The 14997-nt window shown below is 61.8% G+C and carries 15 protein-coding genes; 11 read left to right on the plus strand and 4 right to left on the minus strand.

Annotated elements, in window-relative coordinates:
* Positions 1–7 precede the first annotated feature (7 nt).
* The 7 genes from AC57B1_RS24380 (at position 8) to AC57B1_RS24410 (ending at position 5928) form a co-directional block, all read left to right on the plus strand.
* Positions 8–1018: a 2-hydroxyacid dehydrogenase gene (locus AC57B1_RS24380; RefSeq protein ID WP_091803763.1), complete on the plus strand. Its 1011-nt coding sequence runs from the start codon at positions 8–10 to the stop codon at positions 1016–1018.
* Positions 1019–1356: 338 nt separating this feature from the next.
* Positions 1357–2058, plus strand: a complete 702-nt coding sequence (locus AC57B1_RS24385) for an amino acid ABC transporter permease (RefSeq protein WP_091808912.1) — start codon at positions 1357–1359, stop codon at positions 2056–2058.
* A gap of 1 nt (position 2059) precedes the next feature.
* Complete coding sequence (locus tag AC57B1_RS24390; RefSeq protein WP_496418943.1) at positions 2060–2809, plus strand: amino acid ABC transporter permease; 750 nt, start codon at positions 2060–2062, stop codon at positions 2807–2809.
* Between the two features lie 27 nt (positions 2810–2836).
* Positions 2837–3565 carry an amino acid ABC transporter ATP-binding protein gene (locus tag AC57B1_RS24395; protein ID WP_496418944.1) on the plus strand — a complete coding sequence of 243 codons (729 nt, stop codon included), beginning with the start codon at positions 2837–2839 and terminating at the stop codon, positions 3563–3565.
* Positions 3566–3650: 85 nt separating this feature from the next.
* The gene (locus AC57B1_RS24400) at positions 3651–4499 is read left to right on the plus strand and encodes a transporter substrate-binding domain-containing protein (protein ID WP_496418945.1); all 849 of its coding nucleotides are present in this window, start codon (positions 3651–3653) and stop codon (positions 4497–4499) included.
* Positions 4500–4613: 114 nt separating this feature from the next.
* The gene (locus tag AC57B1_RS24405; RefSeq protein ID WP_408351779.1) at positions 4614–5153 is read left to right on the plus strand and encodes a gluconokinase; all 540 of its coding nucleotides are present in this window, start codon (positions 4614–4616) and stop codon (positions 5151–5153) included.
* Between the two features lie 19 nt (positions 5154–5172).
* Positions 5173–5928 (plus strand): glucose 1-dehydrogenase, encoded by a 756-nt coding sequence (locus AC57B1_RS24410; RefSeq protein WP_496419320.1) that lies wholly within the window; start codon positions 5173–5175, stop codon positions 5926–5928.
* 39 nt (positions 5929–5967) lie between these two features.
* Here the strand turns inward: AC57B1_RS24410 and AC57B1_RS24415 are convergent, their stop codons facing one another.
* Positions 5968–6882, minus strand: a complete 915-nt coding sequence (locus AC57B1_RS24415) for a LysR family transcriptional regulator (protein ID WP_496418946.1) — start codon at positions 6880–6882, stop codon at positions 5968–5970.
* 189 nt (positions 6883–7071) lie between these two features.
* Here AC57B1_RS24415 and AC57B1_RS24420 point away from each other — a divergent pair, with 189 nt between their 5' ends.
* From AC57B1_RS24420 to AC57B1_RS24435, 4 genes are read left to right on the plus strand one after another with little or no spacing between them, the layout of a single operon-like run.
* Positions 7072–8403 carry an MFS transporter gene (locus AC57B1_RS24420; RefSeq protein ID WP_408351773.1) on the plus strand — a complete coding sequence of 444 codons (1332 nt, stop codon included), beginning with the start codon at positions 7072–7074 and terminating at the stop codon, positions 8401–8403.
* A gap of 19 nt (positions 8404–8422) precedes the next feature.
* On the plus strand, positions 8423–9163 hold the full coding sequence (locus AC57B1_RS24425) for an SDR family NAD(P)-dependent oxidoreductase (RefSeq protein ID WP_496418947.1): 741 nt from the start codon (positions 8423–8425) through the stop codon (positions 9161–9163).
* Complete coding sequence (locus AC57B1_RS24430; protein ID WP_496418948.1) at positions 9160–10008, plus strand: sugar phosphate isomerase/epimerase family protein; 849 nt, start codon at positions 9160–9162, stop codon at positions 10006–10008. Before AC57B1_RS24425 ends, AC57B1_RS24430 begins: the two co-directional genes overlap by 4 nt.
* Entirely contained in the window at positions 10005–10841 is an 837-nt protein-coding gene (locus AC57B1_RS24435; protein WP_496418949.1) for an amidohydrolase family protein, read from the plus strand. Before AC57B1_RS24430 ends, AC57B1_RS24435 begins: the two co-directional genes overlap by 4 nt.
* Positions 10842–10925: 84 nt before the next feature.
* Here AC57B1_RS24435 and AC57B1_RS24440 read toward each other — a convergent pair whose 3' ends face one another.
* From AC57B1_RS24440 to AC57B1_RS24450, 3 genes are all read right to left on the minus strand, one after another.
* The gene (locus tag AC57B1_RS24440) at positions 10926–12275 is read right to left on the minus strand and encodes a c-type cytochrome (protein ID WP_496418950.1); all 1350 of its coding nucleotides are present in this window, start codon (positions 12273–12275) and stop codon (positions 10926–10928) included.
* Between the two features lie 2 nt (positions 12276–12277).
* Positions 12278–14050 carry a GMC family oxidoreductase gene (locus AC57B1_RS24445; RefSeq protein ID WP_496418951.1) on the minus strand — a complete coding sequence of 591 codons (1773 nt, stop codon included), beginning with the start codon at positions 14048–14050 and terminating at the stop codon, positions 12278–12280.
* 62 nt (positions 14051–14112) lie between these two features.
* On the minus strand, positions 14113–14820 hold the full coding sequence (locus tag AC57B1_RS24450) for a gluconate 2-dehydrogenase subunit 3 family protein (RefSeq protein ID WP_496418952.1): 708 nt from the start codon (positions 14818–14820) through the stop codon (positions 14113–14115).
* Positions 14821–14997 lie beyond the last annotated feature (177 nt).

A 14997-nucleotide genomic window follows, 5' to 3' on the forward strand; every position in this document is an offset into this window, starting at 1 on the left:
GTTTTCCATGCGTGCATCGGTACTGGTTACCCGTGCTTCATTTCCGGACATTGTCGATCGGCTGCGCGCGAATTTCGATGTGACCGACAATCCGGACGATACGATCTGGACGCAGCAGGAACTGATCGCCCGGCTGCAAGGGAAGGTGGGCGCGATGACGGCCGGCAGCGACCGGATCGACGCGACCTTGCTCGACGCCTGCCCGCAACTCAAAGCGGTGTGCAATATCGGCGTCGGCTACAACAACGTCGACGTGGAGGCGTGCACCGCGCGCGGCGTGCTGGTCACGAATACACCGGACGTGCTGACCGATACCACCGCCGACTTCGGCTTCGCGCTGATGATGGCCACGGCGCGGCGCATTACCGAGTCCGAACGCTTTCTGCGCGCGGGCGAATGGACCAAGACCGGGCGCTTCGACATGTTCGTCGGCGGCGACGTGCATGGGGCGACGCTCGGCATTCTCGGCATGGGCCGCATCGGTCAGGCGATCGCGCGGCGCGGCGCGTTCGGCTTCGACATGCAGGTGATCTATCACAACCGTTCGCAACTGGCGCCGGAGGTCGAGGCGAGTTGCCGGGCCCGTTACGTCGACAAGGAGACGCTGCTGCGCGAGTCCGATCATCTGATCGTCGTGGTGCCGTATTCACCCAGCTCGCACCATGCGATCGGCGCGGCGGAACTCAAGCAGATGAAGTCGTCGGCCACGCTGACCAATATCGCCCGCGGCGGCGTGGTGGACGATGCCGCCTTGGCAGTGGCGCTCAACGAAGGTAGCATCGCGGCGGCCGGTCTGGACGTGTTCGAAGGCGAGCCGGTGGTGACTCCGGCGCTGCTCGCGCAAAAGAACGTGGTCCTGACGCCGCATATCGGCAGTGCGTCCGTCAGCACGCGGCGCGCGATGGCCTCGCTTTGCGCAGACAATTTGCTCGCCGCGCTGGGTTTCGGCGCGTCGGCCGGCCAGCCCCCGACGCCCGTCAATCCGCAGGTGCTCGCGCGCCTGAGCGCAACGGTTTAAACGAAGGCCGGCGCGTCAGGCCGCGCCGGCTTCGTTTCACAAGCAATCGTGCGCGCCCAAAGAGGCGCGCATCCACCGACGAGGCGTCCCAAGAGGCGTCGCGAACAGGAGACAAACACCATGCTGAACCACGTCTGTCCGGCAACCGTCGGCCCTCTCGATTCATCATTCCCGAAACTTATTGCGCCAGAAGAAAGGCCTCTGCAACGGCCTTTTTTTGCGAGCTAGTATCAATTCAACACGGGAGTCGACCACGACCTCCGCAGGGATATCGATGGCGCGCCAGGTCGAGTCAGACGGCGTTCATCGCTTCGATCCGAATCATTGGGATGCGCAATATGAAACTTCATTTTGATCTGGCGACAGTGCTGCAGGGCGACTATGGGGCGCTGTTCCTGCACGGCATCGAGCTGACACTCGCGATGGCGGCACTGGCGTGGGCTCTCTCGCTGGTGGTGGGCATTCTTCTCACGCTGATCCGCCTCACCAACAATCGTCTCGCGACCGCCTTTGTCGCGACGTTCGTTGCATACCATCGCAATGTGCCGATGCTGGTCCAGATCCTGTTCTGGTACTTCGGCATTTCGAACATCTTGCCGGAGTCGCTGCAGGCGCTGCTGAACCACTACAACGGGCAGTTCATTTTCGCGGTGATCGCGATCGGACTGTGCAGCGCGGCTTATCTCTCCGAAGACATCCGAAGCGGACTGCGTGCGATTCCCTACGGTCAGTATGAAGCCTCGCGTGCGTTGGGTCTGAACTTCCTCAACGGCATGCGTTTCGTCGTGTTGCCGCAAGCGCTGCGCAATGCGATTCCGCCGATGGTCAATCACGCGGTATTGCTGTTCAAGAATACGAGTCTCGCCATGGCGATCGGCGCGGCCGAACTGACGTATGTGACCCGGCAAATCGAAAACGAAACCTTCCTGTCTTTTGAATCGTATTTCGTCGCCACGGTGATGTATCTCGGCCTGTCCCTCGTCATCATGCTGGGCGGTGCGAGGATCGCGATGCACTACCGCATTCCGGGAGTGAAGTGACATGTTCGACATCCTGCGCGACAACTGGACGCTGCTGCTGATCGGGCAGTATCCGCACGGGCCGCTAGGCGGCATCGTGCTGACGATACTGCTGTCGCTGTGCGCACTGGTCATTGCTTTTCCGTTGGGGATTCTGGTCGCTCTCGCGCGGATCAGTCCGTACCGTTTCTTGCGGGCGCCGGCCACCGGGCTCGTCTACATGGTGCGCGGCATTCCGCTGCTGATGGTGATCTTCTGGGTGTATTTTCTCGTGCCGGTGCTGACCGGATATCCGGTCACCGGCTTCGTCACGATGCTGTGCGCGCTCGTGATCTACGACTCCGCGTATCTCGGCGAGATCATCCGTGCCGGCATCGAGGGGTTGCCGAAAGGGCAGGCGGAAGCGTCGCGCGCGCTCGGCATGAGTTACATGAAGACCATGCGCGCGGTCATCCTGCCGCAGGCGCTCTACAACGTGGTGCCGAGCATGGTCACGCAGTTCGTCTCGACCATCAAGGAAACGTCGCTCGGCTACATCATCAACGTGCAGGAAATCTCCTTCGCCGCGGATCAGATCAACAACCGGTTGCTGACCAAGCCGTTTCCCGTCTATCTGATTCTCGCCTTGAGCTACTTCGCCCTCTGTTATGCGCTCACGCAGCTTGCGCAGTGTCTGGAGCGGCGCGTGACCCGCAAGCGCGCCGGTGTCGCGGCGAAGACCCGGAAAGCCGACACGGTCGCGCTCGCCGATCCGCTGCCCAGCGAGAACTAGGCGTTCAATCACTTCGAGGTAATTCGCATGATCAAGTTTTCCAGCGTCAACAAATGGTACGGCGAATATCACGCTCTCGTGGACGTGAACGCCGAAGTTCACAAAGGTGAAGTCGTGGTGGTGTGCGGCCCGTCTGGTTCGGGTAAGTCGACGTTGATTCGCACCGTCAACCGGCTTGAGGAAATCAATCGCGGCCAGATCTTTTTCGACGGTCAGGATATCCACGACAAGAAGCTCGGATTGAACGCTTACCGCAGCCGTGTCGGTTTCGTGTTTCAGCAGTTCAACCTGTTTCCGCATCTCTCCGTGCTGGACAACATCACGCTTTCGCCAATGCGTGTGAACGGCCTCAAGCGTGCCGAGGCGGAACGCAAGGCCGCGGATTTGCTCTCGCGTGTCGGTCTGTCGAACAAGGCCAAGGCATTTCCACCGCAATTGTCCGGTGGCCAGCAGCAACGTGTCGCGATTGCGCGGGCACTGGCGATGGATCCGCCGGCCATGCTGTTCGACGAACCGACCAGCGCGCTCGACCCCGAGATGGTCGGCGAAGTATTGAACGTGATGAAGAGCCTCGCGCAGGAAGGCATGACCATGATGTGCGTCACGCATGAGATGGGCTTTGCACGCGAAGTCGCCGATCGTGTGTGGTTCATGGACGCCGGGAAGATTCTCGAAACAGCGGAGCCGGAAGAGTTCTTCCTGCATCCGAAACACGCACGCGCGCAGCGGTTCCTGTCCGACCTTCGCACGCATTGAGGCAAGCGGTTTGCCACCGCGGTCCGTATTGCGCACCTTTGATCAGCAATGAGTTGCTTTACACATACACTTCAGGAGCATCACGATGCAGGTAAAGAGAATTTTCGCGGGGATGGCGGTGGTAGGCGGTGCGGTCGCATCGGTTGCCTCGGCTCATGCTGATCAACTGGCCGACATCAAGAGTCGCGGCGAATTGAGTTGTGGCGTGTATTCGAATGTCGAGCCGTTCTCGTATCCGAATGCGCAGACGCGTCAGCTCGAAGGCATGGACGTAGACCTGTGCAATGCCGTGGCGAAACAACTGGGCGTGAAGGCGAAGCTGGAGCCGCTCGCGGTGGAAGCGCGCATTCCGCAACTGAAGCTCGGGCGCGTCGACATCGTGGTGGCGAACCTGGCCTATACCAAGACCCGCGCGACGCAAATCGCCTTCAGCGACTCGTACTACTCCACCAAGGAAGTCCTGGTCGTGAAGAAAGCCGACGCCAGCAAGAAGCTGGCCGATTTCACGGGGCAGAAGATCAGTGCCGCCGACGGCTCGACATCCGCGCAGTCGATTCCGATTTCGATCAAGGACGGCCAGGCGGTGACGTTTCACGACACCAGTTCGGCATTTCTGGCACTCGAGCAAAACAAGGTCAGGGGCTTCGTGACCAATCAGATGACCGCCACGAAGATCGCGAAGCAGGTGGACGGCACGGACGGCGCGGTGTCGATCGCGGCGGAGCCGATGCTGATCGAGCCGATCGCGGTAGGCTTGCGGCAGAACGAGCCGGCCATGCTGGGCGCGGTCAACAAGGCGCTGGCGTCGATGGAACAGAGCGGCGAGATGAGCGCGATTTTCAACAAGTGGCTCGGACCGAAGACGCCCTACGGCCTGACCCGCACTGACAAGGTCACGCCGATCGACCAGCTCAAGTTTACCCCGGTGTCCTGACACTGAAAGGCGTGCGAGGCAGCGGTGCACTTTCATCGGCGCACCGTTGCCTGTTGAATGACTGGCGCGATCCGATCGATCGTCTGCCGTGAGAACGTAGCTGGATTGTGCAACGTGACAGATAAGATAGTGGTGATGGGCGTGTCGGGCTCGGGCAAGTCGACGTTCGCGCGCAAGCTGGCCGTCGCGCTGGAGGGCGTCTTCATCGAGGGAGACGAGCATCATTCGGCGGAAAGCCGCGACAAGATGTGCCGCGGTGTCGCCTTGTGCGACAGCGACCGCGAGCCGTGGCTTGATCGCCTTGCTGCTCGACTGGATGAGATTCAAGGTGCGGCAGTGCTGTCCTGTTCCGCGTTGAAGCGCCGTTACCGCGAGCATCTGCGCGCGCGTGTCGCCGGACTGCGATTCGTGTTTCTCGACATTTCTCTGGCCGAGGCGATTGCTCGCGTGGCGGGGCGGCCCGATCATGAATTTCCCGCGACATTGGTCGCGGATCAGTTCGAGAACCTCGAGTCACCGGAGGGTGAAGCCGGCGTGCTGCGTCTCTGTGCTCTGCATGACAGCGCGAGGAGCATGGAAGCGGTGATGCAATGGCTGAACGCACCCGCTAATGTACGATGGGAATCGGGCGAATTAGAGTCGAGGAGAAGTTGAGTTGAATAGCAATCTGAACATGTTTGATCTGACGGGGCGGCGTGCTCTGGTCACCGGGTCGAGTACCGGCATCGGCTACGCGCTCGCAAAAGGGTTGGCCGGCGCGGGCGCTGAACTCATTCTGAACGGCCGTAACGTGGCGAGGCTCGCAGAGGCGGTAAGCCGTTTGCGCGATGAGGGCGCCACGGTCCATGCCGCCAGTTTCGATGTGACATCGGCTGACGATGTGGAAAAGGCGATCGGCGGTATCGAACGCGAGATCGGCGCAATCGACATTCTCGTCAACAACGCCGGCATGCAGCGCCGCGCGCCGCTCGAACAGTTTTCCCACGAGCAGTGGCAGGAGCTGATGAAGACCAACGTCGACAGTGTGTTCCTGGTCGGCCAGGCGGTGGCGCGGCATATGATCGAGCGCAAACGCGGCAAGATCATCAATATCTGTTCGGTGCAAAGCGAGCTGGGCCGTCCCAACATTGCCGCCTACACCGCGAGCAAGGGCGCCGTGAAGATGCTGACCAAGGGCATGGCAATCGACTGGGGGCAGTACGGCATTCAGGTGAATGGTCTCGGGCCCGGTTACTTCAAGACCGAATTGACCGAAGCGCTGGTCAACGACGAGACCTTCAGCAAGTGGCTGACTGGACGCACGCCGTCGCGCCGCTGGGGCGATGTGGAAGATCTCGTCGGTGCAGCGGTCTTTCTCGCGAGCGACGCGTCGAACTTCGTGAACGGACACATCCTCTACGTGGACGGCGGGGTGACCGCCACGCTGTAGCCGGCGGAATGGTCGCTTCAGCGCGCTGCCATTGCGGCCTCACTCCGGCAGCGACACACCATGAATATGCCGGTCGATCCGCTGCGCCTGCTGGTAGACCGCGTGCATCAACAGTGCGGTGTTGCGCGATGGGGGAGAGAACTTCGAATAGACAAACGTCGAGACGAGTTCGAGTTCCTCGACCAGCGGGCGGATGATCAAACCCTGTGCCTCCGCGGCGAACTCGTCGACAATGGCGAGCCCGAGACCGCCCTTGACGAGCGCCAGCGCCTGATCGGCGCGCGTAACGTCCACCACGGATTCCAGTTCCACATTGGCTTGCTGGCACGCGCGCGCGATCATCGTGCCGAACGGAATGTCGCGCCGAAACAGAACCATCGGCTCGCCGATCAATTCGCTGAGTGCAATGGGTTCGGCTGCGGCGAGGCGGTGACCGGGCGGCACCACGCAGACCATCCTGCCACGCATGAACGGCACCACGTCGAGATGTTCATGTTCGATCGGCATTGACGTTATGGCTACGTCGACGGCCTTGCTCAGGACTTCGAGCGGCATGTCGGCCATCAGCGTGGTGTGCCAGTCCACGCTCAGCGCCGGCAACTGCCGCTTCAACTCGACGATCGCGGGCGCGACGATCGAGGTCGCCAACGACGGACTGCACGACACCCGCAACAGGCTCGCCGGCCCGAGCGCCAACGCCCGCGCGAATTCATCGACGCTTAGCGCCGCCTGATAGACCTGCTCCACTTCCCTGAAGAGCGCCTGCGCTTCCGCCGTCGGGATGAGCCGCCCCTTTGTGCGTTCGAAGAGGCGCAGTCCCAGCGTGGTTTCCGTGTGGGAAACCAGTTTGCTGACCGCGGGCTGGGACACGTAGAGCATCTTCGCCGCCGCGTTGATCGACCCGGTCAGCATGACCGCGCGAAACACTTCCATTTGCCTCAGCTTGAACCGCATGGATCCTCCAGAACACGTATCCGGAGATCTTAACCAAAAGTTATAGGGTAGCTGAAACTCGGCATACGACAAGCGCGCGTCACCTATCTAGTATCTGCTCAACGGGAGCCCGACTTCCGCATCGCGTAACGCGCACCGGTTGGACCGGCAACGCGCGCCGCGCCAGAAAGCAGACAGGATGGAGACACCATGAACCACGCAACTCAGTCAGGCGCCGCGACAATCGACGTCGCCACGACCGCGCGGCGAACCCGCGCCCGCTTCGGCATCCTCGCGCTGCTGGCGGTCGGCACGATGATCAACTATCTGGATCGCAGCGTCGCCGGCATTGCCGCGCCGAGCATGAGTCACGAACTCGGCCTCAATCCGGCCTTGATGGGCGTGATCTTTTCAGCGTTTTCGTGGACCTATACCGCGTCGCAGATCCCCGGCGGCGTGATGCTGGACCGCGTCGGCACCCGCTGGACCTATTTCTTCGCGCTCACGCTCTGGTCGCTGTTCACGGGTTTGCAGGGCCTGGCGACCGGCTTCGTGTCGCTGTTGATTATGCGTCTTCTGATCGGCATTGCCGAAGCGCCGTGTTTTCCGACCAATAGCCGCGTCGTGGCGATCTGGTTTCCGCAGAGCGAGCGCGCTAGAGCGACCGGTATCTATACGTTCGCGGAATACGTGGGGCTGGCGTTCCTGAGTCCGTTGTTGTTCTGGCTGGAACAACGCTATGGATGGCGCGCGCTGTTCGGTATCGTCGGCACGGTCGGGGTGCTATTCGGCGGCATCTGGTTGATGCGCTTTCATGAGCCGCATCAGTCGAAGAACGCGAATCGGGCCGAGCTCGACTACATCGCCCAAGGCGGCGGCGTGGTCGACGGCAGCCAGAAGGCCACGAACTTCCGCTGGTCCGATATCGGCGCGCTGCTCAAGCGGCGCAGTATGTTTGGCATCTGCATCGGTCAGTTCGCCTGCAACTCGACCAACGTGTTCTTTCTGACGTGGTTCCCGACTTACCTCGTGACCGAGCGTCATATGCCGTGGCTCAAGGTTGGGCTGATCGCGGTGCTGCCTTTCATCGCCGCATCGGTGGGAACGCTTGCGGGCGGCTGGATTTCCGACGCCATGCTGCGCCGTGGCATCTCGTTGAACTGGTCGCGCAAGCTGCCGGTCATCGCTGGTCTGCTGGCGGCGTCGAGCATTGTCCTCGCCAACTATGTCGAATCGACCGCCATGGTCATCGCGATTCTGTGTGTCGCCTACTTCGCTCAAGGCATGTCGGCGCTCGCCTGGATGATCGTCTCCGACATCGCGCCTAAAGGATTGCTGGGTCTGAGCGGCGGCATCTTCAATCTGTTCGCCAACGCGGCGGGCATCGTCACGCCGCTCGTGATCGGCCTGATCGTCAACGCGACGGGGTCGTTCGTCTACGCGCTCGCCTTCATTTCGACCGTCACGCTGGTCGGCGCGCTGTCGTACATCTTCGTGGTCGGCGATATCAAGCGCATCGAATTCAAGAACATCATCTCTTAACGAAAGGAAGTAACCGGATATGACTCGCTCTCTCGACGGAAAAGTGGCCATCGTCACGGGCGCCGCGCGTGGCATTGGCCTCGGTATCGCGCAAAAGCTGAAAGCGGATGGCGCGCGCGTGGCGGTATGGGACCTCGATGTGAGCGACTGCAACCCGCAACGGCTCGGCTTCACGCCGGACCATGTGCAGCAGGTGGATGTCGCCTCGATCGGCTCGGTCGAACAAGCATTCGCGGCCACGCTCGACACGTTGAGGCAAGTCGATATTCTCGTGAATAACGCGGGAATCAACGGGCCGGTCGCGCCGTGCTGGGAATATCCCGTGGATGCGTGGGAACGTGTGATCGCCGTGGATCTGAACAGCGTGTTTTACTGTTGCCGTGCCGCCATTCCGCATATGCGCGCACGCGGCGGCGGCCGCATTGTCAACGTGGCGTCGATCGCGGGTAAGGAGGGGGTACAGTTCATCTCCGGGTACTCGGCGGCGAAAGCGGGTGTCATCGCATTCACCAAGGCCGCGGCGAAGGAACTGGCGAAGGACAACGTGCTGATCAACTGCGTCGCGCCGGCAATGGTCGAAACCGAGCTGTTCAAAGAGATGTCCGACGCGCATATCGAGGCAAGCAAAGCCAAGATTCCGATGGGCCGCTTCCTGCAAATCGAAGAGGTCGGCGCGATGGTCAGCTGGATCGCCAGTCCCGAATGCAGCTTCACGAGCGGCTTTACTTTCGATCTGACTGGCGGGAGGGCGACATATTGAACGCTTCCACAGTAGCGCCAAAGCTTGCGGTCGCGCATCTCACGGCGCTGGAGCTGGCTCCGCTGGAGTGGGTCGTGCAAGCGCGGCGCGCGGGCTTCGACGCGGTGGGGCTCAGGTCCAACCCCACGTCGCCAGGTGCGATCGCCTATCCGTCCGTGGTGGGTAGCGAAGCGCATCGTGCACTCAAACGCGTTCTCGCCGACGAAGGCATGAGAGTGCAGGACGTGGAGTTCATTCCGGTGTTGCCCCAGATCGATGTGGCGTCCTATGCGCCCATGTTCGATGCAGCCGCCGATCTGGGCGCGGCCTGCGTGACGATTTCCGGCGACGACCCCGACGCAGCGCGGCTGGCCGCCAACGTCGCGGCCTTGTGCGAACTTGCCGCGCGATATGGTTTGCGCGTCGATCTTGAGTTCATGCGCTGGCGCCACGTCGGCACGCTGGGTGAGGCACGCTCGATTGTCGAGCGCGCGGGCAGTGCAAATCTCGCGATTCTCATCGATGCGTTGCATCTCGCGCGCTCGGGCGGCAGTGCGGCGGACATCCGGGCGCTGCCGCCGGGAATGCTGCAAGCGGTACAGCTTTGCGACGCGTCGCAAAACGATCCCGTCGGTGACGAAGCGACGATTCTCGAGGCGCGCACCGGCCGCTTGCCGCCCGGGCAGGGGGCCTTGCCGCTTGGCGATCTGCTGGACGCGCTGCCTGCCGGCACGGCCATGAGCGTGGAAATGCCGTTGCCGTCGCTGCCTGCGAACGAACGGCTCGAACTCGCGTATAAAAGCACGCAAGGTATGTTCGAAGCGGTACGCCGCGACCGCGCAATTTTCAGAGAGTCTCGTCAATGAATATCTTCGACGAAGAGAAGATCGACTGTCACAACCATGTCTTCGATCCCGCACGCTTTCCTTATCGCGCCGACACCGCATACCGGCCGTCGATGCAGGAAATCGGCACCGCTGCGCAGTTTGCCCGCGTGATGGATGCGTGCGGCGTGCAGCATGCGTTGCTAGTCGGGCCGACGAGCGGCTACCGCACGGACAATCGCTGCATGCTCGACGCCATTGCGCAGCATGGAGATCGCTTCAGAGGCATTGCCGTGGTGGACCACGATGTGAGCCGGCAGGCGTTGCAGGAAATGAAGGCTGCGGGCGTGGTCGGCGTCGCCTTCAATCCGGCAATGGAAGGCGTCGAAGCGATGAAGCATGCCGAGCCGCTTTTCGGCATGCTGGCCGACCTCGATATGTTCGCGCAGATTCAGGTGACGGGTGATCAACTGGTCGCACTTGAGCCGCTGATCGCGCGAACCGCGACGCGGTTGCTCATCGACCACTGCGGTCGACCGGAGCCGGCGGCCGGTATCAACCAGCCAGGTTTCCAGTCGCTGCTGTGTCTTGCCGATACCGATCGCACCGTCGTCAAGATTTCCGGTCTGCAGAAGTTTTCGCAGCTGGACTATCCGTACGAAGATACGCAGTTTTTCGCGCGGCAACTTCTTCGCACCTTCGGACCGGATCGTTGCGTCTGGGGTTCGGACTGGCCGTTCCTGCGCTCGCCGGTGCGGATGGATTATGCCCCGCTGCTGACGCTGCTTCAGCGTCTGATTCCCGATGCCGACGCGCGCCGCCGCGTCTTGTGGACGACGCCTCGCAGCCTGTTCGGCTTTCAGCCAGACCTGTGAAATGCGCTGAATGGCTCGCGACGCAAAAAAGCCGGCGTGACACCACGCCGGCTTTTGACATTGCAAGAACAGGCGCGTGACCTGCTAGCGGTTCTGCGCCACACCGATTGCCGATTGTGCGCCGAGACTGCTGCGGGCTTTCTTGACATCGTCGGCGGAGACCGGCGCCGACGCGTTGCCCCAGCTATTGCGCACATACGTCGAGATGGCCGCGATATCGCCGTCCGTCAGCTTCCAGCTGAAGTTCGGCATGGCCGCGCCGGTCGGGTTGCTTTGCGTCACAGCGCCGCGGCTGCCGATCAGGATCGTGCGCAGCATATTGGTCGGATCGGGTGCCTGTACACCCGCGCTATCCGCGAGCGACGACACCATGCCCGCCACGCCTTGCCCTGACGAACGGTGGCACGCGGCGCAGTTCGCCATGAACAGCGAGTGGCCGAGCGTCATGGTGGAGTCGGTTGCCGCAAGCGCTGCCGCTGGCTTGCGATCGGACCCCGGCAAACTCTTCAGGTACACGCCCATTGCATGGAGGTCTGAAGTGCTCAGGTGTTGCAGCGAATTCGTCACCGCTTCGGCCATCGGGCCCGACGCGACACTGCGATTGTTGCCACCTGTATGCAGGTATTCGACGATGTCATCCGTCGACCACTTGCCGAGCCCCGTGTATGCATTGCCCGTAATTTCAGGCGCGTGCCAGCCCTGCAGCGAGCCGCCTTGCAACGCGGCCTCGTCGCCGCCGAGGAAGTTCTTCGCGGTGTGACAGGACGCGCAATGACCGAGCCCTTCGACCAGATAGGCGCCACGATTCCATTCCACCGACTGCCTGTCGTCATTCCTGAACGGCGTCTTGTCGAAGAACAGCAGATTCCAGCCGAGCATCAGCATGCGGATGTTGAACGGGAAGGGCAATTGATTCGCGTCGACCCTGTTGTTCACAGGCGGGACGGTATCCAGATACGCCTTGATATCGCGCAGATCCTGATCGCTGACCTTCGCATAGGCCGTATAGGGCATGGCAGGGTACAGGAATTCGCCGTGCTTGCCGCGTCCTTCCTTGACGGCGCGAATGAACTCCGCGTCGCTCCAGGTGCCGATGCCGGTGTCCTTGTCGGGCGTGATATTGCTCGCGACGATCTTGCCGAACGGCGTTTCCAGCGGCAGGCCGCCTGCGAAGGGCTTGCCGCCCTCGGCCGTGTGGCAGGCGATACAGTCGCCGGCGCGCGCCAGGTACAGGCCGCGCTTGACGGCGTCCGAATCGGCGGAAGAAAGCGGCGCGGCCTTCGGCGAAGGCGCGTTCAACGCGCTTTGGCTGCCGGCGTTGCTCTGCGCGTTGGGGTTGTTCTGCGCGTGCGCATCGCCCGCATGATCCCACGCGACGAAAGCCGCGGCGGCGAGCACCACCGCGCTGAATGAACTGAATGTCTTGGCGCGCACGTTCAGATCCTCACCAGCGGGCCGGGCGACTTCAGATACTGCGACTTGATCGCTTCTGCGGCCCACAGCGTGGTGGCGCCGACGGTGCCGGTCGGGTTGTAGCCGCCGTTGTTGGCGAACGCGGACGCGCCCACCACGAAGGTGTTATGCACGTCCCAGCTTTGCAGGTAGCGATTGAGCGCGCTCGTCTTGGGATCGTCGCCGATGATCGCGCCGCCCGTCGTATGCGAGGACAGATTGTCCATCGGCGAGAACGGTCTGGTGGTCGGCTCGCTGCGCACAACGGTTTTCGCGCCCATCGCGTGGCCGAGTTCTTCGGACTTGTCGGCCATGAATTTCGCCGAGCGCTTGTCGTTTTCGATCCAGTCGAACGTCACGCGCAATAGCGGTCTGCCGAAACGGTCCTTGTACTCCGGGTCGAGATCGAGATACACGTCGCGATGCGGATAGCTGTTGCCCATTACGTAGATCGAGTTGTAGTTCTGGTAAGCGTGCTGATATGCCTTCTTCCACTCGCTGCCCCAACGCGGCGTGCCGGGCGGCACGCCGTTGCTCAAACCGATCGGCCGGCCATTGGTCGAGTGCACGAGCGCCACGCCACCACCGATGAAATCGTGGTTGCTGTGGTCGAAGTTGTCGCTGTTGAAGTCGTCGATCGCCTGCGCGAGTGCGCCCGCGCCGATGAACGGATTGAGCCGCTCGTTCTCGAAGAAAATCGACGCGCCCGAGATGGTCTGGTACGCGTAGTTGCGTCCGACCACGCCTTCGCCGGTTTCGCGGTTATATGGTTTGCCGATGCCCGACAGGAGCATCAGGCGCACGTTGTCCATCTGGTAGGCCGAGATCACGACGATGTCGGCGGGCTGCTCCCACTCGTTGTTGTCGTGGTCGACGAAGGTGACACCGGTCGCCGTTTTCCTGTCTTCGGCGAGGTTCACGCGCAGCACTTCGGATTCGGTGATCACGCTGAAATTCTTGCGCTGCATGAGCGCGGGCATGATGCACGCCTGCGGGCTGCTCTTGGACCAGTTGCCGCAACCGAAGAACTCACAGTAGCCGCAATACGTGCAGGGCGCCATATGGACGCCCAGCGGATTCACATACGCGCCTGAGGTATTGCCCGCGGGCACCGGAAATGGGTGATAGCCGAGCTCGCGCGCAGCTTTATCGAAGATCGTCGCGACCCGCGTGCGTTCGAGCGGCGGCAACGGATAGTCGCGATTGCGCGGACCTTCGAACGGGTTGCCGCCTTCCTGGATTTTGCCCTGAATGTTGCCCGCACGGCCCGAGGTGCCGGCGAGGCGCTCGAACTTGTCGTAGAACGGTTCGAGGTCGGCGTACGTCACGCCCCAATCTTGCACCTGCATGCCTTCGAGGAATTTGCTCTTGCCGTAACGCTCGACCGTGTTCGTATAGGTCTGGAAGTCGTTCGGCAGGAAGCGCCACGTCATGCCATTCCAGTGCGTACCGGCACCGCCCACGCCGATACCGAACTGGTAGGTGTTCCAGTCGCGCAGCGGCAGCGCGGTCTGATCCGACGTGTTGCGAAACGTCAGCGTTTCGACGGCGGGCGGCTGCATGAGCGCGCGGCGCGTGGCGAAACGCAGTTCGTCGGTGTCGACCGTGGTGGGGAAATCGCTGCTGGTATCGCGCCATGCTCCGCGTTCGATCGCGACCACGTTCAGACCTGCCTGGGTCAATTCGTTCGCCATGAGCGAACCGGCCCAGCCGAGACCGACGATGACGGCGTCGGCCTTAGCACGTTTGAGTGCCATGTAATTCTCCGCTTGTTGCAGTGGGGTGCAGTGATGCAGTGATGCAATTGGATCCGCGCGCGTCAGCTCTTGCGGCTGATGAGGCTGATCGGAATGATCTTCAGGTATTCGCCCTGACGACCGATCACGTCGCGGAAATCGTATTGCGCGCCGGGGAAGCCGAGCATCTTCCAGCCGGCCATGTCCTTGTTGCCGCCGTAGATCGGATCGGCGAAGAACCCTTCGCGCACGTTCTGTAGAACCAGATTGAAGAAGGCCTTCGAATCGACTCTGCCGAGCGCGAGCGCGCCGGCTTCGAGCTGTTTGAGAAGGCCATCCTGCTGCTCTGGCGAAAGCGCATTGAAGGGCTTGCCGCTGAAATTCTGCTTGCAGTGGTCGTCGAGCGACTTCAGGGCCGCGCGATAGCGCTCGGCGGGCGTGTCCTTGATCTGTGGACCCTGGCTCGGCGTGCCCGGCTTGAATTCTCCCAGCCGGTATTGCGTGGCCGCACGACCGTAGTCGCCGCTCAACTGGCGATCGATGAAGAGCGCGCAGCCCGCTTCCTTGCCGCCGATGCTCAATTCGTCCGACGGAATCAGCCGGTCGGCGATTGCTTCGACAGCGGCTACCTCTTGAGCCGTGAAGAACTTCCAGCCGTCCGCCACCACCGGCTCCGGCAGCACTACCGGATCCTTGAACCACGGCATGCCGCCGAAAATCACACGGGCCTTGGCGACTGCGATGCCCGCAGCCATCAGGACCATTGACGATAAGAACTTACGGCGTAACACGTCGTTTTCCCCAGAAAATCATCGCAAATGCGAACAACAATAGAAGGCTCGTGACTCGTCCCGAATCTCCGATTCCAATATATTCTAACTGGTTAGTTAAAATTGAGTCAAAAGCGCAGGTCATGGCGGAACGCACCCCGAGGGTCATCCCTAGTTGCGATGGAACCGGTACACGTC

This window comes from Paraburkholderia sp. BGA-UO-ETr-F21 (assembly GCF_059567925.1).

Coding starts and splice junctions, on each gene's coding strand:
- AC57B1_RS24400 (WP_496418945.1), top strand. CDS start 3,651: ATGCAGGTAAAGAGAATTTTCGCGGGGATGGCGGTGGTAGGCGGTGCG.
- AC57B1_RS24420 (WP_408351773.1), top strand. CDS start 7,072: ATGAACCACGCAACTCAGTCAGGCGCCGCGACAATCGACGTCGCCACG.
- AC57B1_RS24385 (WP_091808912.1), top strand. CDS start 1,357: ATGAAACTTCATTTTGATCTGGCGACAGTGCTGCAGGGCGACTATGGG.
- AC57B1_RS24395 (WP_496418944.1), top strand. CDS start 2,837: ATGATCAAGTTTTCCAGCGTCAACAAATGGTACGGCGAATATCACGCT.
- AC57B1_RS24445 (WP_496418951.1), bottom strand. CDS start 14,050: ATGGCACTCAAACGTGCTAAGGCCGACGCCGTCATCGTCGGTCTCGGC.
- AC57B1_RS24390 (WP_496418943.1), top strand. CDS start 2,060: ATGTTCGACATCCTGCGCGACAACTGGACGCTGCTGCTGATCGGGCAG.
- AC57B1_RS24435 (WP_496418949.1), top strand. CDS start 10,005: ATGAATATCTTCGACGAAGAGAAGATCGACTGTCACAACCATGTCTTC.
- AC57B1_RS24410 (WP_496419320.1), top strand. CDS start 5,173: ATGTTTGATCTGACGGGGCGGCGTGCTCTGGTCACCGGGTCGAGTACC.
- AC57B1_RS24415 (WP_496418946.1), bottom strand. CDS start 6,882: ATGCGGTTCAAGCTGAGGCAAATGGAAGTGTTTCGCGCGGTCATGCTG.
- AC57B1_RS24425 (WP_496418947.1), top strand. CDS start 8,423: ATGACTCGCTCTCTCGACGGAAAAGTGGCCATCGTCACGGGCGCCGCG.
- AC57B1_RS24380 (WP_091803763.1), top strand. CDS start 8: ATGCGTGCATCGGTACTGGTTACCCGTGCTTCATTTCCGGACATTGTC.